The sequence below is a fragment of the Micromonospora sp. genome (assembly GCF_048594385.1).
Taxonomy (GTDB): Bacteria; Actinomycetota; Actinomycetes; order Mycobacteriales; family Micromonosporaceae; genus Micromonospora; species Micromonospora wenchangensis.
In genome coordinates this window covers 1-16435 of sequence record NZ_JBMDWU010000359.1, presented here as the reverse complement: position 1 = coordinate 16435, position 16435 = coordinate 1, and the positions used below count along the sequence as shown (strand labels likewise).

Genomic DNA, 16435 nt, shown 5'->3' with positions numbered 1-16435 from the left:
GACCTCGCCGCCGTACGCAGCGCCGCAGCGCAGGCGTCGTGGTCGACCGGTCCGGTCGCACCGGGCGTCACCCAGGGCTGGGTGTGGAACAACGCCAACCCGCTGAACGCCGCCTACCAGGTGGGGCTGTCCCCCACCGGTGCCGGCGAGGCGCACGCCGAACCACCGGCGGGCGGAACGGGACAGAGCCATCGATGGGATTCCTTCCGGGTGGGATCTGGACTGTAGCGACGCCGCACCGCCCGGGGCGTCGTCCCGCGCTGTCGGATATCGGCCCCGCCACGGCGGCCACCGGTGTGCGACCTTGTCGGCATGCCGCCGCACACCGGCACCGGGCCCGGCACCCGCCGCGCCCCGGTCGCCGTACCCCGGCACCCCGACCCCGAGGAGCGCCGACCGTGACGAGACGACCGACGGTGTGGACGTGGCTGCTGAGCCTGCTCGCGGTGGTGGCGCTCACCCCGACCCCGGCGTCGGCCGCCCCGGTCGTGGGCGAGCGGGACGCCCGCGACCTCGCCGCCGTCCGCAGCGCCGCCGCGCAGGCGACGTGGTCCACCGGCCCGGTCGCGCCCGGCGTCAGCCAGGGCTGGGTGTGGAACAACGCCAACCCGCTCAACGCCGCCTACCAGGTGGGGTTGTCCCCCACCGGGGCCGGCGACACGACCCCCTGCCAGTTCGAGGTGACCCGGACCTGGTACTCCCGCGAGCCGGGCGGCGAGCGTCGGTTCCATTTCGTGGTCCGCAACAGCGGCACGCTCACCTGCACGGCCACCGTCCTGCTGTCCTGGCTGACGCCGACCCACGACTGGTCGACAGGCGCGCTCGCGCCCGGGGCCAGCGGAAACTACGGCTGGGTGGAGCAGATCGCGCCCACCGTGTCGTACCTGCTGGGGGTGACGCCGACCGGGGCGACCGCGACGGCCGCCTGCCAGTTGGAGATCACCCGCAGCTGGTACCGGCAGGAACCGGACGGGGTACGCAAGTTCTACTTCGTGCTCCGCAACATCGGCACGATCACCTGCTCCGGTCAGTTCCAACTCGCCCAGACCGACCCGTCGGCGTCGTGGTCGACCGGGACGCTCGCCGTCGGGGCCTCGGCCACCTGGACCTGGAACAACGCCAACCCGCTGACCGCTGTCTACCTGCCCGGCCTGGCCCCGACGGGAGCCGCCGGGGGCAACGCCTGCCAGTTGGAGGTGACCCGGAGCCGGTACGTGCAGCGGGCCAACCCCGACGGCTCCCGCCAACGGCAGTACGTGCTGACCGTCGGCAACGTCGGGCAGCTGCCGTGCGGCGGCACCGTGCTGCTCGGGTCGTTGACCCCCTGACACGCCGGGACGGATTCCGGCACCGCGTCCCGTTGCTGTCCGCCCCGACGCCGCCGGTGGGCGGTGCGCCGTCTGGCCGCCGAGGGCGGATCGGTCCCGGTGGCCGAGGGCCGGTCGACCGGCGGGGGGACCCGTACCGGCCGGCTGGCCGACACCGCCGGGGTTACCGGGTGGTTAACCTCGGTCCTCATGCGAGTGCCGTACCCCCAGGTCGCGACCCGGACCGCCGTGCGCGCGGCACGCTCCCACCTGGCCCTGCTCAGCGCCTCGGTCGGTGCCCCCGGCCTCGCCGCCGCAGCGGCCCGGCCCGGCCTGCTCGCGCTGGTCGACCAGCACGCCGCGGCCATCCGGGACAGCCTCGACGGTGACCGCCGGCCGCTGACCCCGACCGCCCTGTCCGGCTACGCCGAGGGGGTACGCGACACCGCCCGCGCGCACGGCCTGTTCCCCGAGGGCGCGGCGGACTTCACCGCCCCGGACTGGGTGCTGGTCCGCCTGCTCGCGGTCTGCGCCCTGGCCCGCACCCTCGACCCCCGGCACCTCGACCCGGCCTGACCGGAAGCACGCAGGCAGGGTGCCCGCGCCGTGCGCGGACACCCTGCCTGCGTGTGTGCTGTCGACTCAGCTGCCCGGACGGCCGAACTGCTGGGTCTCGTCGCCGGAGCCGGACTGGTAGGTGCCCCGGCCACCGGCCATCGTGCGGGCCTCGTCGACGCGCGGCATGGCCTGCGTCCGCTCGCCGCCCCGGTCGGCCATCTGCCGGCTCATGTCACCCTGCCCGGCCGCGCGGGCCCGCCGGTGCTCCTGGACCGCCCGCGACTCCTCGGCCGCCCGGTCCAGCCAGCCGTCCCAGCGGGACTGCATCGGCTTCACCAGACCACCGCCGACACCGACGATCAGGATGCCGGCCACGGTGGCGAGCACCGCGATCAGGACCGGCGTGGTGACCGTGGTGGCGATGCCGACCTGGTTCAGCGCGGCGATCACCCCGAGCGCCAGGATGAAGACGGCAGTCAGGTCGGCCAGCACCTTGCCGTACGACAGGCCACCGAGCGCACCGGAGACCAGGTCCCGCACGGCGTTGGCGATCGCGGCGGCCACCACCACGATGACGATCGCGATGAACGCCCGTGGCAGCCAGGCCACCACCCCCCGGATGAGGTCGCTGATCGCGTTGGGGCCCCACACCCCGAACGCGAACTGCAGGGTGAACAGCAGCACCGCGTAGTACGCCAGGCGGGCCAGGATGTCACTGGCGTCGTACTTGGTGCGTTCCAACGCGCGTCTGATCCCGCCCCGTTCGACCGCCCGGTCGAAACCCACCCGTTCCAGCGCCGCGTCCACGATCTTCAGTACCGCGCGGGCGATGAGCCAGCCCACCACGAGGATGACGATGAACGCGATGGCTCTCGGCACGAACAGCAGCACCGATCGCCACATGTCGGTCAAGGCGCTACCGATGTCGACCTGCCTGACCGCAAGGGTTTCCGGCATGATGTCCCTCCTGTCCAATGGACTGCGCCGCCCGGTTACCCGTCCGCCGCAGCAGCACGCCGGAGAATCCGCACCGATTTTCCCGACATGTCTATAGAAAAGTGGCCGGAACTGCACGAAGGTCGGCGTCAGTGGAGGCGCCGGGCATGATCGGGTCGTCCGGGCCGGCTCCGGATAGGCTGCGGGCATGCCAGGCACGGTCGGGCGGGTCCCGACGTCACCAACCCCCGCACCGGGGCCGGCCGGGGTCGAACCGGAGGCGGCGGCAGTGCCCGCCCACCCGTGGGCCGACACTCCGCTGGGCCCGCAACAGGGTTGGGACGTGACCATCCGCGTCCTGGTCGACGTGATCCTGTCCTGCCCCGTACCGATGGCGCTGCACTACGGCGACGACTTCGTGCTGCTCTACAACCAGGCGTACGCGGAGGTGATCGGCGACCGGCACCCGGACGCGATGGGCCGGCCCGCCCCCGAGGTCTACGCCGACCTGTGGCACAGCCCGGACGTCGGCGAGGTCATCGAGCGCGCCTACCGGTACGGCGAGTCCTTCCTCCAGAAGGAGTCGGTGCTCCCCGTCCACCAGCAGGGCACCGGTGAGCACACCGTCTTCACCAGGGGCCACTCCCCGGTCCGCGACAGCACCGGGCGGATCGTCGGCGTGCTCACCGTCGCCGCCCAGACCAGCCAGCTCACCCAGCAGTTGCAGAGCCTGTCCGACTTCGCCGCCGCGCTGTCGGGCACCCTCACCCTCGACGACGTGGCCCGGGTGACGCTGCGCTACGCGCTGCACTCCTTCGACGCCGACCAGGTCTCCTTCGCCGTCGACGACGGCCCCGCCTGGCGGCTGGTCCGGCGCATCCGGGGCGAACTGCTCGACGAGGCCGACGAGCGGCTGCCCCCGCTGTGGCGGCCCGTCCCGCCGGACACCACCGCCCCGGTGGTGGTCGGCGCGCGCAGCGGGGTGCCCTTCTTCGCCGGCGACGGCCAGCCGCTGCGGGACACCGCCGTCGACCGGCACGACCAGAAGATCCGTTCGCTGGCCGCGTTGCCGCTGCGCTCGTCGGTGATCCGCGGCGGCCTCGCCGTCGGCTACCAGGCCCCGCACGGCTGGACGGCGGCGGAACGGGCGCTGCTGGCCGCCTCAGCCGAGCTGGTCGGTCAGGCTGCCGAGCGCGCCCGCCGGTTCGAGACCCAGCACGGCACCGCCCAGCTGCTGCAACGCAGCATGCTCCCGGAGCAGCTGCCGGCGCTGCCCCGGCTGCGCATCGCCGCCCGCTACGACCCCGGGGTCGACGGCAACGCCGCCGGGGGCGACTTCTACGACGCGTTCCTGCTGCCCTCCGGTGACCTGGGGGTGGTGCTGGGCGACGTCGCCGGGCACGACGTGCAGGCGGCGGCCCGGATGGGGCAGGTACGCGCCGCGCTGCGGGCGCTGGCGCTGACCGATCCCCGCCCGGACGCCGTCCTGGCCGGGCTGGACCGGCTGGTGGCGAGCCTGGGCACCGAGACCGGCACCCACGAGCTGTTCGTGACGGTGGCCTTCGGGGTGGTCGACGCCGACCGGGGCGAGATCACCCTGGCCAGTGCCGGGCATCCCCCGCCGCTGATCCGGCGGACCGGGCCGGACGGCGTCGCCACCGCCGACTTCGTCGAGCTGCCGACCGGCGCGCCCCTGGGGTTGGGGTGCCGGCCGCCCACCGCGACCGTGCCCTTCGCCCCCGGCGACACCCTGCTGCTCTACAGCGACGGGGTGGTCGAGCGGCGGCGGCAGAGCCTCACCGCCGGCCTGGCCGGGTTGGCGTCGGCGGTGGCCGGGGCGGCCAGCGGTGACCCCCGGGCGCTGTGCGCGGTCGCCACCGGCGCGGTCCCCGGAGCCACCGAGGACGACGTGGCGGTGCTCGCGGTCGAGCACGCGCTCAAGCCGAGCCGGTCGGCCGGGATGGAGATGCCCGCCGAACCGACCGCTCCCAGCCGGGTACGCCACTGGATGACGGCACAGCTCGCCGAGTGGCAGGTGCCCGAGGCGGTGATCGGCGCGGCCGTGCTGTGCACCAGCGAGCTGACCACCAACGCGTTGCTGCACGCCGGCACCGCCGCCCGGGTGGAGATCGACCTGAGCCCGGAACGGCTGCTGGTGTCGGTGGCCGACTCCGGCACCCGGGGCACGGTGACCCGCGCCCAGACCGACACGCTGAGCAGCCGGGGCCGGGGCCTCGGGCTGATCGAACAGCTCTCCGACGCCTGGGGCACCGACCCGACGGTCCGCGGCTCGACGGTCTGGTTCGAGATCCTCCTGCCCACCGGCTGACCGGGAGTCCCCGGGCTCACGCGCGACCGGTGCCCGTCGCAGCGAACTCGGCTGACCGCGTTCCTGACGACAGGCACCAGCCGCCGAGGCGCTAGACGGCGGCAGCGAGTCCGTTGATCAGCTTGTGATAAGCGGTGGGGTGCACGATCGGGATGCCGTACTGGCGGGCCTTCTTGGCCTTCCCGGACATAGTGTCCGGATCTGCGGCAACGAGCAGGCGCGTCTTCTTCGTGACGTTGCTTCCCACACTCAGCCCTGCTGCGCGCGCTTCCTCCTCCCATTCCCAGCGCGGCGGTTCCATCGCACCAGTGAAAACCACCAGGTCCCCTCGCTGAAGCTGCCAGGCGTCAGGGCGACGCTGACCGGGAACGGTGGTGGGTGGTGCAGCCAGCGCCTTATCGACGTCAACCCGGCGCAAGCCGAGGAGCACCGCCACCTGATCTAGGTCGTCACGCTCGTCAGTGGTCAGGATGCCGTCCTCAAGCGCAATACCCGCCAGGCTCGCCAGGTAGGTTCGGTGCAGGTGCTCGACATCCACGCGAGCAAGCCCGAGATTCTCCGCCATGGCGACGAGCGCCTCAGCCTCCGTGGCAGAGATGTGCCGATCGAGGAGTGCGTGGTCGAGCAGGTCCAGGTAGGCGTCACCCTGTGGCTCACGCAGGCGTGGCAGCCGGTCTACCAGCCGCGCAAGGAAATGCTGCTCGCGCTGGCCTGCGGCACGGCGGTGCACGGCCGCCACCGGGCGAACGTCGATGGCAGGCCAGGTCACTCGGGCCGCCACCGCTGCGGCATCTGCCCACGGGGGCGGGTTGCCGGCCGCCGCAAGGTAGTAGGCCAGGAGACGAGCGGCAGCGCGGGCATCGTGTAGTGCTGAGTGCGCCTGATGTGGCGGCAGCCCTGCCGCACGGCAGCAGTCGTGCAGGCTGCGACCGGCTGAGGGCAGAAAGTGTGGGGCCAGCTGCATCGTGCAGAGGCCAGCAGTATCTGGGATCGGTGTCTGGATGCCCACGCGCTGATACTCAGCGTGTAGGAACTGGGCGTCGAACTTGAGGTTGTGAGCGGAGAGCACCCGACCGCGCAGCATGCCGGCGAGGTGCCCGGCCACCTCGTCGAAAAGGGGCGCGCGCCGCGCCTCGGCTGCGGAGATGCCGTGGATGGCCTGTGGTCCGAGGTCCCGATCCGGGTTGACCAGACTGCACCACTCGTCGGTGAGGCGGCCACTCGCATCGACATGGACGACAGCCACCTCGACGATTCTGTCGTGCCAGCTGGTACGAAGACCGGTTGTTTCCAGATCGATGACTGCGTACACATCGCTCCCTATGCTGAGACCGTGGACGGACTTCCGGCTGCCTCGCGTAGTCGCGCCAGCCATTGCGGCGGCAGCGGCTGCGGGCCACCCAACGGGCGCAAATAGGTCCGGCGATACCGCGCCTGTTCGGTGTCTTGCCACAGTTGGGCGGTGCTGGCGACGGCGGCAGTGACCCCCAATGCGGTCGCCACAACGGGTGATGCCGCCGTAGCGCCGGTGCGGCCAGCCCACCCGACGAGTCCCTGCTGAGACGGCATCTCGGAGGGCCATGCAAGCGGCGCGAGCTTCGACTTGGTGTGCACCCTGTGCTGCTCGACCGCTGCGGCGTACCTGGATCTGTGTTCGTCGACTTCGGCCAGAAGCTCGGGAATGGTGAGAATGCCGTTCCGCAGGGCGGTGAACCGATCGCCCGAAAGCACCTCAGCGATCTTGTCAAGGACAGTACTGGGACCTTCCCTGTCCCAGTCGACCAGACAACGGTTCTGGAGCATCGACATGATCCCGAGCAAATGCTCGGGATGGCGCTCGATCTCGTCAAGACGGACCACCCACGCGCCACCGGCGCGACCGGTCGGGCTGAGGCACCAGACCGCTAGTGCTTCGCTGCCGTCGGTGTCCGGACCGGCGGCCAACACTCCGTGGCCACGTACCCCGGGCACATAATCGATCGGCGGAGAAAGCTCACTTTCGGATGCCTCCATGCTGGAACTCCCACCTGCTCTCCATTGTCACCGTCGGGCGATCACCGTAGCGGGAACCGTCGGCATCCTGGGTCGCCCATCAGGTCGGCATGACCGTCCAATCGCTACACCTGCCCTACACCTGCGTCTATTTCTGACGGCCCACTTCGCCACAGGAGCCAGTGCCGGTATCAAACTGTCGGCTTCAAGACAGCAGAGCTTGGACCAGCCCGGCGGAGACCTTTCGGTCGCCACCGGCAGGGCTCGAACGGAATTCAGCGACCAGCGCACCGAGTTGCCCCGGCAGCAGAAAAGCCGCTCTGTCTCCGTTTCGGAAACTGGCGTCGAGGCTGGTGAGAGCAATGCTGGTGTCGAGCCGACGGCCCCTTCAGCGTCAACTGGCGGCACGCCCACCGGAGCGGGTTGTGTCAGAAGCCATCTGGCTTGCCGGGGCTCGTCCGGAGCGGGTTCGGTCGGCCTGCTCCGCTGCTGCGCTTCTTCTGCGGTGCGAAAGGACGTTGCGGGCAGCCGTCGACACCGGGCAGTCTGCGGCCTGGCATATTCGGCAGCGTCCGTCGAGGCCGGGATGGTGGTCGTGGGGGATCGCTCGGGCGGTGATGATCAGCCGGTTGGGGATCTGCGCCGGGGACAGGAACGGCGCAGTCATCTCTCAGCCCACCCCGAGGGCGGCGCGCGGCAACGACCATGCGGAGACAAGCCGGACACCCAGGCTTAGCCCGGCCGGTCACGGGGCACAGTCCCACCCCCGCCCACGCTCGTGGCCGGGGGTGAGAGGCGGTCGGGGTGGAACTGGTCGATGTCGAGTTCGCGCTGGTGGGCGTGGGTGCCCTGCTGGCCGGGGTGCTCCCCCGCCTGCTGGAGCGTCGTCCGCTGTCGATGCCGATAGCGTTTCTCGGCCTCGGGATGCTGGTCTTCGCCCTGCCGATCGGGCTGCCCGCGCCCGACCCGCTGCGGTATCCGCAGGTCGCCACCCACCTGACCGAGATCGGTGTGATCGTGGCGTTGATGGGCGCCGGCCTCAAGATCGACAGACCGTTGAGCTGGCGGAAGTGGTCGTCCACCTGGCGGCTGCTGGCGATCGCGATGCCGCTGTGCATCGCGGCGGTGGCACTGCTCGGCTGGTGGTGGGCGGGCCTGGTACCGGCCGCCGCGCTGCTGCTCGGCGCGGCCCTCGCCCCCACCGACCCGGTGCTCGCCTCCGACGTGCAGGTCGGCGAACCCACCGACGCGGAGGACTCCGAGGACGAGGTGCGCTTCGCGCTGACCTCCGAGGCCGGCCTCAACGACGGCCTGGCCTTCCCGTTCGTCTACGCGGCCATCGCGATCGCCACCGCCGGGCTTGCCCCGTCGGGCTGGTTCGCCGAGTGGTTCACCGTCGACGTGCTCTACAAGCTGGCCGTCGGCATCGGCGGGGGCCTGCTGATCGGCTGGCTGCTCGGCAAGCTGTTCTTCCGCGCCCCGAGCGAGCTACGCCTGGCCCGGCACGCCGAGGGCTTCCTCGCGCTGGCCGCCACGTTCCTGGCGTACGGGCTGGTGGAGGTGATCGGCGGGTACGGCTTCCTGGCCGTGTTCGTCGCCGCGCGGGCGATCCGGGCGGCCGAGCGGACCCACGAGTTCCACGCCGTGCTGCACGACTTCGCCGAGCAGACCGAACGGTTGCTGACCGTCCTGCTGCTGCTGTTGTTCGGGGGCGCGGTGATCACCGGCCTGCTCGCCCCGCTCACCTGGCAGGCGGCGACGGTCGGGCTGGCGCTGGTGTTCGTCATCCGGCCGCTGTTCGGTTGGCTGTCGCTGCGCGGCGCACCGGGTCGACCGGCGGAGCACTGGGTGATCTCGTCGTTCGGCATCCGGGGCGTCGGCTCGTTCTACTACCTGGCGTACGCCACCACCAAGGCGGACTTCGCCCAGGCGGACCTGATCTGGGCGACGGTCGGCCTGGTGGTGGTCGTGTCGGAGGTGGTGCACGGGATCGCCGCGACCCCGGTGATGCAGTTGCTGGACCGGGCCGGTGAACGCACCTCCGACCCGTCGGAGCGGGGCCGGCAGAACGAACCGGCCCTGGACGGTGCCCGGGGCTGACCGGGCACCGTGACGGTCAGGTGAGCCGGCGGGCGAGTTCCCGGCCCAGGTCCCGGCCGGAGCGCCAGGCGCTCTGCACCCGGGGCCTGCCGAAGGCGTCCCCGGCCAGCCCCACCAGGTCGTCGTCGAGGAAGAACCCGCCGTCGGGGTCCGGCTCGACCGGCCGGGCGTACGTCCACCGGTGCACGTGGGTCAGTTCGGCCGGGTCCGGCAACCCGAGCAGGTCCCGCACGGCCTCCTCGACCGCCGGGCCCGCCGCGCCGGGCTGGGCCAGGTGCCCGGCGGCGAACTCCGGCGTGGTGTGGGCGACCAGCACCGGGGCGGCGTCGCCCCGCCGGTCGCCGTCGTCGCAGACCAGGGCGAGCACCGGGTGGTCGTTGACGAACGCGCCCCGGAAGTCGGCCCATCGCCGGCCGGGGAAGCGCAGCACCGCCGCGAGCACCGGCGACCACCGCTGCCGGCCGGCGGCCCGGGTGACCCCGGCCAGCGCCGGGTCGAGCAGCAGGGCGGCCTGCGGCCCCGGGGTGCACAGCGCCACGGCGGCGGCGGACTCCCCGTCCACCACCGGACCCGGTGCGACGCCCGACACGAACCGGTCCACGGTCACCGGCAACTCCCGGGCCAGCTCCTCGACCAGGGAGCGCAGGCCCCGCGGGGCGGCCCAGCGGACCGGACCGGGCACCTCCCGCCGGCCGTCCGGGCCGTACGCGACGAAGGTGTCGGTCCACTCCCGCACCAGCCCGGCGGCCTGCCAGCGCCGGACGACCTCGGCGAAGTCCGGGTCGTCGGCGGTCAGGTACGCCGCGCCCAGGTCGGCGGGGCGGCCGTCGAAGCGTCGGCTGGCCATCCGACCACCGGGCACCCGACCGCGTTCCCGGACCTGCACCGGTACGCCCGCCCGCGCCAACTCCCCGGCGCACGCCACCCCGGCGATGCCGGCACCCACCACGATCACATCCGTGTCCACCTGTTGATCGTAGGCACCGCGACCGGCATGAGCGGGCGACCGGCGGGGTATTGGCACGGCTGTTCGAGGAGAGGTGACGTGATGACCGACAACGACCAGCAGCCCGACCCACGTGGGGCGATCAAGGACCCGGAGGAGTGGGTGACCGGGGACGAACCGCCGACCGCCGCCCAGGAGTCGTACCTGCACACCCTCGCCCGGGAGGCCGGCGAGGAGGTGCCGGACGACCTGACCAAGGCGGAGGCGTCCCGGCGGATCGACGAGTTGCAGGAGGAGACCGGCCGGGGCCGGTGACCTCAGCGGGGTGGCAGGCGGTGCAGCGCGACCCGGTCGAGCTGTCCCGCCGCCACCTCGGCGGGCAGGTAGGTGGCGTACGGCTGGGCCCGCCGGTCGGTGGGTGAGCCCGGGTTGAGCAGCCGCAGGCCGCCCGGCGCGACGCTGTCCCACGGGATGTGCGAGTGGCCGAAGACGAGCAGGTCGCGGTCGGGAAACCGGGCCGCGCAGCGCTGTTCCCGGCCGGTCTTCGGCCCGGTCTCGTGCACCACCGCCACCCGCAGGCCCGCCAGCTCCACCTCGGCCACCTCGGGCAGCCGGGCCCGCAGGTCGGGGCCGTCGTTGTTGCCGTACACGCCGACCAGCCGGCGGGCCCGGTCGGCCAGCCGGTCGAGCAGCTCCACCTCGACCCAGTCCCCGGCGTGCAGCACCACGTCGGCGGCGTCCACCGCCGCCCAGACCTCGTCCGGCAGCTCCCGGGCGCGCCGGGGCCGGTGGGTGTCGGCGATCATGAGCAGCCGCATCAGGCGGGCCTTCCGGGCGGGGGCCGGGCGCGGCCGGCCGGCTCAGGCGCCCTGACCCTGATTCTGCATCAGGCCGCCATCCATGAAGTACGTCGACCCGGTCACGTAGTCGGCGTCGTCGCTGGCCAGGAAGACGGCCAGTTTGGCGATCTCGGCCGGCTCGGCGGCCCGCTTCCACGGGATGCTCTGCACCTGCTCTTCCAGGTACTTCGGGTCGTCGATGGCCTCCTGGTTGAACGGGGTGAGCACCATCCCGGGTCCGATGTTGTTGACGTTCATCCGCATCGGGGCGACCTCCAGGGCGAGGCTCTTGGCCAGTTCGAGCATGCCGCCCTTGCTGGCGTCGTAGTCCGCCCCGCCGGCCCGGGCGACCTCCTGGTGGATCGAGGTGATGTTGATGATCTTCCCGCCGCCGCCCTGCTCCCGGCGGTGCCGGACGAAGCGTCGGCAGCAGAAGAACATTCCGTACAGGTTGGTACGGATGCACCGGTCCCAGGTCTCGGTGTCCAGGTCGGCAACGCCGATGCCGGAGGCGTCCACCCCGGCGTCGTTCATCAGCACGTCCACCGTGCCGAACTCCGCCAACGCCTCGTCGAACATCGCCTCGACCTGGTGCTCGACGCTGATGTCGCCCTGCACCACCACCGCCCGTCGGCCGGCCTTCTCGATCTCGGCCCGGGTGTGGTTCGCGCCGGCGTGGTCGTGCAGGTAGTGCACCACCACGTCGGCACCCTCCCGGCCGAACTCGATCGCGGTGGCCTGCCCGATACCCGAGTCCGAGCCGGTGATCAGGGCGGTGCGGCCGGTCAGTCGTCCGCTCATCAGCGTGTCCCCTCCATAGGTCCCGTGCCGATCGGCACGGCTCACGTCGACGTCGCCACGACGTCGGTGCCGGTCGTCACGAAATGCGGCCGCTCCGTGGCGAGGTCGCGGCGTCGTTCGGCGATGTCGGTGAGCAACCCGGCCGCGTTGATCAGGCCGATGTGCGAGAAGGCCTGCGGGAAGTTGCCCACCTGTTCGCCGGTGACCTGGTCGATCTGCTCGGCGTAGAGGCCGAGGTCGTTGACCCGGCCGGCGAGCTGCTCGAACAGCCGGGTGGCCCGCTCCTGCTCGCCGGCCAGGGCCAGGCAGCTCGCCAGCCAGAACGAGCAGATCACGAAGCCCGCCGGGTCACCGTCCCAGCGGCGCAGCAGCCCGTCGCGGGACAGCCGCCGCTCCACCACGTCGATGGTGGAGCGCATCCTCGCCTCGGCGGCGGGCAGGAAGCCGACCAGCGGCATGAGCAGCACCGAGGCGTCCAACCGGTCGGAGTCGAAGGCCCCGGTGTACGCGCCCAGCCGGTCGTTCCACCCCCGCCGCAGCACCGCCGCGCGGACCTCGTCACGGGCCCGCGTCCACCGCCCGACGTCGGCCGGGTCACCGAGCCGGTGACCGAAGCGGACCGCCCGGTCCAGTGCCGTCCAGCACTGCACCTTCGACGACAGGTAGTGCCGTTCGGCGTCGCGGGACTCCCACATGCCGGAGTCCGGCAGGTGCCAGGCCCGGACCGCCTGGTCGGCCAGGGCGCGCAGCAGGTGCCGTACGTCGGGCGACATCGGGTCCAGGTAGTGCCGCATCAACCAGGCGGCGTCGAGGATCTCGCCGAGCACGTCGTTCTGCCGCTGGGTCCAGGCGTCGTTGCCGACCAGCACCGGGCGGCTGTCGGCGTAGCCGCGCAGGTGGTCGAGGGAGTGTTCGGTGAGGTCCCGCTCGCCCTCGACGCCGTACATGATCGGCACCCGGCCGTCGTCGATGCGGCCCATCGCCCGCGCCACCCAGGAGAACTGCCGGTCGGCCTCGTCGGGGCAGGCCGACCGCCACAGCGCCTGGAGGGTGAGGCTGAAGTCGCGGACCCAGACGTAGCGGTAGTCGTAGTTGCGGTCGCCGCCCACCTGTTCCGGCAGCGAGGTGGTGGCCGCCGCGACGATCGCGCCACTGGGCTGGTAGGTCATGCCCTGCACCACCATCGCGCTGAGTCGTACCTGGTCGCGGTACAGGCCCCGGTAGTCGTGCAGGTCGGCCCAGGAACGCCAGCCGGCCACCGCGTCGGCCACCACCCGGTCGGCGGCGGGCAGCGCCGGTTCGCCGCCGTCGTAGGTCGGGGCGTACCCGAGGGTGAGCCGCAGGGTGTCCCCGGCCCGGACGGTCGCCCGGCCGACGGCGTCGCCGTGCCGGCAGGCCAACGGCACGTCGGAGCGCAGGCTGAGCCGGCACGCGCCGGCCCGCGCGTCGATCACCCCGTCGGCGTGGGTCAGGTACGCGGTGACCCGGCCGTACTCGAACCGGGGAGCGAACTCGACACGTACCGGCACCTCGCCGGAGAGCCCCTCGACCAGCCGGGCGAGCACCCGGGGCGAACGCAGGCCGATGTCGTGCCCGCGTGCGCCGGGTTCCAGGGCCAGCGCGTCGGTGACCGCCACCGAGCCGGTGCCGGTGTGGAAGACGGTACGCAACACCAGCGAGTCGTCCAGATAGGAGCGGGACACCCGGACGTCGTCGCCCTCCGGGGCGATCGACCAGTGCCCGGCCCGGTCGTCGAGGAGCCGCCCGAACCCCGACGGGCTGTCGAACCGGGCCGGGCACCACCAGTTGACCGAGCCGTGCCGGTCCACCAGCGCGGCGCTGCGCCCGTCGGCGAGGAACCCGTGCTCGCTGATCCGTCCGCTGTCCACGGGGCGGGTTACCCGGGCTCCTCGTACCGCATGCCTCGCCCGGCGGGGTTGTCCCCGCGGCCCGGATTGCCGGGCGGCCCGGCGTTATCCCGGCGGGTCGGCGGGAACGCCGGTCGTTGACGAAGGAGGAGGCCATGACCAGAGCAGCGAACCCGACCGCCACCTGGCGCCCCGGGATGCCGGGCGGCGACAACCTCCCGTCCGGTCCGGCCGGCCGGCCGGCGACCCCACCGGGGGACGGGCACGGCCCGCAGGCCGGTCCGCCCACGGTGACGATCGGCGCGTACCCGGACTACCCGTCCGCGCAGCGCGTGGTGGACTACCTGGCCGACAACCGGTTCCCGGTGGAGCACACCGCGATCGTCGGTACCAACCTCACCCTGGTGGAGACGGTGCTCGGCCGGCTCACCACGGGACGCGCCGCCCTGCTGGGCGCCGGCACCGGCGCGTGGTTCGGTCTGTTCATCGGCCTGTTGTTCGGCATCTTCACGGTCGGCAACTGGCTCGCGGTGATCCTGGTCGGACTGGTGATCGGCGCGATCTGGGGTGCAGTGTTCGGCGCGGTGACGCACGCCATGTCCGGCGGCCAGCGCGACTTCACCTCGGCCAGTTCGCTACGCGCCGGCCAGTACGCGGTGACCGTCGACGCCGCCCTGGCCGACCAGGCGCGGCAGATGCTCGGCCGGATGCACCTGACCCCGACCGGGGCCACCGCCCGCTGACCCACCCGGCGTACCCACCGCCCCGACGCACCCCACGTGCGTCGGGGCGGCGTGCGTCGTCCGGCCGGTCTCAGCGGTGGTACGCCAGTTCGCCCGCCCTGATCGGCGTGGCGAGCCGGTTCTCCGGGGGTGCCAGCGGGCAGGCCCAGGTGTCGTCGTACGCGCAACTGGGGTTGTAGAGGTAGTTGGCGTCGAGGCGCACCCGGTGGCCGGGGAGCACGGTGAGTCCCCGCCCGAAGGTCCCCTTGACCGTGTCGGTGAGGTACCGGCCACCGCCGTACGTCTCCCGGCCGCTGGTGCCGTCGCGGACCGGCACGAACAGCCCTCCGCCGTACGCCTCGATCCACCACAGGGTCAGCGGCCCCCACGGGGTCTCGGCGACCGCCAGCCGCCGGTAGCGGACCACCCCGTCGGGGCCCCCGGTGTCGATGGTCTCGGTGCCGTGGGCGGGTCGCAGCGGGGCCTCGACCACCGCCGCCGGGTCCGGTGGGAACCAGCCGAGCCCGGGGAAACCGGCCCGGTCGGCGGCCGGCAGCGGGCTGGCCGGGTGACTGCGGAACAACTCGTCCCGGGCGGCCCGGAAGCCGGCCAGGTCGGTGTCGGACAGGTAGAGCGCGGCGGTGCGTTCCCGCCAGTCGAGCACGTCGAGGTCGTCCACCCGTCGACCCTAACCAGCCCCGAACCCGACCCACCCCTCTCCCACCGCCCCAACCCGCTTCCCCCTCCCCCGAACCCCCTCCCCAGCGCTCCAGCGCCCCAGCCGCCTCCCCGGTGATCAAGAGGTTCGCGTCAGGAATCGGGCTGACCAGTGACGCAATCCTCTTGATCACTGGACACTCCACCGGGGGAACGACACCGAAGGGGGCGGTGATCAAGAGGTTTGGGGCGGCAATCGGGCTCAGCGGTGACGCAAAGCTCTTGATCACCGAGCGCTCCGCCGGGAGACCGCGCCGAGGGGTGGTGATCAAGAGGTTTGGGGCGGGAATCGGGCTGGAGGATGGCGCAAAGCTCTTGATCACCCGGGACGAGGCGCCGGGCGGGGCCGGGGTGGGAGCGGCGGGCGGGAGCGGAGCGGGTCAGTCGTCGGTGGCGAGGCGGGCGTGCAGGTGTTCGTCGTGACGGTGGCCGTCGCCGTAGCGGTACGACTCGCGCAGCGTCCCCTCCCAGCGGTAGCCGGCGCGGGTGGCGACCCGGCAGGAGGCGGGGTTGTCGACCGCGTGGCACAGCTCGATCCGGTGCAGGTCGAGGTGGGTGAAGGCCCAGCCGGTGAGCGCCCGTAGCGCGCCGGCGGCGACCCCGCGTCCCCGCGCGGGCCCCGCGGTCCAGTAGCCGACGGCGGCGTTGCCGTGCCGGATCTGGTGCACGGAGACCGCGCCGAGCAGTGTCCCGTCGGTGGCGTCGGTCACCGCGACGGAGACGTGGCTGCCGTCGCTCCGGTCGGCCCGCCGGGTGATCCACGCGGCGGCCTGCGCCAGGTCGGTCACCCCCTGCCCGTTCCACCGGACGATGTCGGGGTCGACCAGGGCGGCCAGCACGGCCGGCGCGTCCGCCGCCCGCCAGGGGCGCAGCACCAGGCCGGGTGCGGTGATCTGCACAGGTTCCACCGGGGCAGTCTGGCAGCTCACCGGCCACCATTTCCTTTCAAATCCCGAAGTTCCTCCCGTCAAGGACGGTTGTTCCGCTGCTCACACGGATACCGGAGAGCTTGTTGAAATTTGAAAGAGTGCTACTGTTCGGGGCATGACGGAGAGCCTAGACAGCGAGCGGATGGCCTGCTGGCGTGCCTACATCGAGGCCAGCCAGCGGCTGTTCACCCAGCTGGAGGACGATCTGCGCGCCGACGGTGAGCTGAGCTTCGCCGACTACCACGTGCTGGTCCTGCTCTCCGAGGCACCGGGCCAGCGGCTGCGGATGGGCGAGCTGGCCGCCCGGCTGGTCTTATAGCCCACCCGGCGCACCAACCAGATAACCACCAAGCAGCGGCGGGGTCTGGTCGCCCGGCCGTCCAGCCCCCGG

Annotated in this window: 17 protein-coding genes; 8 read left to right on the top strand and 9 right to left on the bottom strand. The window is 72.5% G+C overall.

Annotation, left to right across the window (positions count from 1 at the left end):
* From ACOJTC_RS19160 to ACOJTC_RS19150, 3 genes are all read left to right on the top strand, one after another.
* A partial coding sequence (locus tag ACOJTC_RS19160; RefSeq protein WP_420117914.1) for a hypothetical protein occupies nt 1–228 on the top strand: 228 nt, incomplete at its 5' end.
* 170 nt (nt 229–398) lie between these two features.
* Complete coding sequence (locus tag ACOJTC_RS19155; protein WP_420117913.1) at nt 399–1328, top strand: hypothetical protein; 930 nt, start codon at nt 399–401, stop codon at nt 1326–1328.
* A 189-nt stretch (nt 1329–1517) separates the two neighbouring features.
* Nucleotides 1518–1883: a DUF6401 family natural product biosynthesis protein gene (locus tag ACOJTC_RS19150; RefSeq protein ID WP_420117912.1), complete on the top strand. Its 366-nt coding sequence runs from the start codon at nt 1518–1520 to the stop codon at nt 1881–1883.
* A 66-nt stretch (nt 1884–1949) separates the two neighbouring features.
* On the opposite strand, the gene ACOJTC_RS19145 is transcribed toward ACOJTC_RS19150, so the two are convergent.
* Nucleotides 1950–2822, bottom strand: coding sequence for a mechanosensitive ion channel family protein (locus ACOJTC_RS19145; RefSeq protein ID WP_204927694.1), 873 nt, complete (start codon nt 2820–2822; stop codon nt 1950–1952).
* Between the two features lie 187 nt (nt 2823–3009).
* Between ACOJTC_RS19145 and ACOJTC_RS19140 the strand changes: the two genes are divergently transcribed.
* A complete protein-coding gene (locus ACOJTC_RS19140; RefSeq protein ID WP_420117911.1) occupies nt 3010–5130 on the top strand; it encodes a SpoIIE family protein phosphatase in 2121 nt (706 codons plus the stop codon).
* A 91-nt stretch (nt 5131–5221) separates the two neighbouring features.
* On the opposite strand, the gene ACOJTC_RS19135 is transcribed toward ACOJTC_RS19140, so the two are convergent.
* A complete protein-coding gene (locus tag ACOJTC_RS19135; protein ID WP_420117910.1) occupies nt 5222–6442 on the bottom strand; it encodes an exonuclease domain-containing protein in 1221 nt (406 codons plus the stop codon).
* An 8-nt stretch (nt 6443–6450) separates the two neighbouring features.
* On the bottom strand, nt 6451–7143 hold the full coding sequence (locus ACOJTC_RS19130; RefSeq protein WP_420117909.1) for a DUF6218 family protein: 693 nt from the start codon (nt 7141–7143) through the stop codon (nt 6451–6453).
* A gap of 783 nt (nt 7144–7926) precedes the next feature.
* On the opposite strand from ACOJTC_RS19130, the gene ACOJTC_RS19125 reads away from it, so the two are divergent.
* Nucleotides 7927–9222 carry a cation:proton antiporter gene (locus ACOJTC_RS19125; RefSeq protein WP_420117908.1) on the top strand — a complete coding sequence of 432 codons (1296 nt, stop codon included), beginning with the start codon at nt 7927–7929 and terminating at the stop codon, nt 9220–9222.
* A 16-nt stretch (nt 9223–9238) separates the two neighbouring features.
* Here the strand turns inward: ACOJTC_RS19125 and ACOJTC_RS19120 are convergent, their stop codons facing one another.
* Nucleotides 9239–10177, bottom strand: a complete 939-nt coding sequence (locus tag ACOJTC_RS19120) for an NAD(P)/FAD-dependent oxidoreductase (RefSeq protein ID WP_420117915.1) — start codon at nt 10175–10177, stop codon at nt 9239–9241.
* Nucleotides 10178–10270: 93 nt separating this feature from the next.
* Between ACOJTC_RS19120 and ACOJTC_RS19115 the strand changes: the two genes are divergently transcribed.
* A complete protein-coding gene (locus tag ACOJTC_RS19115; protein ID WP_420117907.1) occupies nt 10271–10483 on the top strand; it encodes a DUF3072 domain-containing protein in 213 nt (70 codons plus the stop codon).
* Between the two features lie 2 nt (nt 10484–10485).
* Here ACOJTC_RS19115 and ACOJTC_RS19110 read toward each other — a convergent pair whose 3' ends face one another.
* Genes ACOJTC_RS19110 through ACOJTC_RS19100 form a run of 3 tightly spaced genes read right to left on the bottom strand, consistent with a single transcriptional unit; the run spans nt 10486 to nt 13697 of the window.
* A complete protein-coding gene (locus ACOJTC_RS19110; protein WP_420117906.1) occupies nt 10486–10986 on the bottom strand; it encodes a metallophosphoesterase family protein in 501 nt (166 codons plus the stop codon).
* 42 nt (nt 10987–11028) lie between these two features.
* Nucleotides 11029–11808 carry an SDR family oxidoreductase gene (locus ACOJTC_RS19105; RefSeq protein WP_420117905.1) on the bottom strand — a complete coding sequence of 260 codons (780 nt, stop codon included), beginning with the start codon at nt 11806–11808 and terminating at the stop codon, nt 11029–11031.
* 41 nt (nt 11809–11849) lie between these two features.
* The gene (locus tag ACOJTC_RS19100) at nt 11850–13697 is read right to left on the bottom strand and encodes a glycoside hydrolase family 15 protein (RefSeq protein ID WP_420117904.1); all 1848 of its coding nucleotides are present in this window, start codon (nt 13695–13697) and stop codon (nt 11850–11852) included.
* Nucleotides 13698–13831: 134 nt separating this feature from the next.
* On the opposite strand from ACOJTC_RS19100, the gene ACOJTC_RS19095 reads away from it, so the two are divergent.
* Nucleotides 13832–14419 carry a general stress protein gene (locus tag ACOJTC_RS19095; RefSeq protein ID WP_420117903.1) on the top strand — a complete coding sequence of 196 codons (588 nt, stop codon included), beginning with the start codon at nt 13832–13834 and terminating at the stop codon, nt 14417–14419.
* 70 nt (nt 14420–14489) lie between these two features.
* On the opposite strand, the gene ACOJTC_RS19090 is transcribed toward ACOJTC_RS19095, so the two are convergent.
* Entirely contained in the window at nt 14490–15077 is a 588-nt protein-coding gene (locus ACOJTC_RS19090; RefSeq protein WP_420117902.1) for a DUF1684 domain-containing protein, read from the bottom strand.
* Nucleotides 15078–15495: 418 nt separating this feature from the next.
* Entirely contained in the window at nt 15496–16023 is a 528-nt protein-coding gene (locus ACOJTC_RS19085) for a GNAT family N-acetyltransferase (protein WP_420117901.1), read from the bottom strand.
* A gap of 136 nt (nt 16024–16159) precedes the next feature.
* On the opposite strand from ACOJTC_RS19085, the gene ACOJTC_RS19080 reads away from it, so the two are divergent.
* Nucleotides 16160–16363 (top strand): hypothetical protein, encoded by a 204-nt coding sequence (locus ACOJTC_RS19080; protein ID WP_420117900.1) that lies wholly within the window; start codon nt 16160–16162, stop codon nt 16361–16363.
* Nucleotides 16364–16435 lie beyond the last annotated feature (72 nt).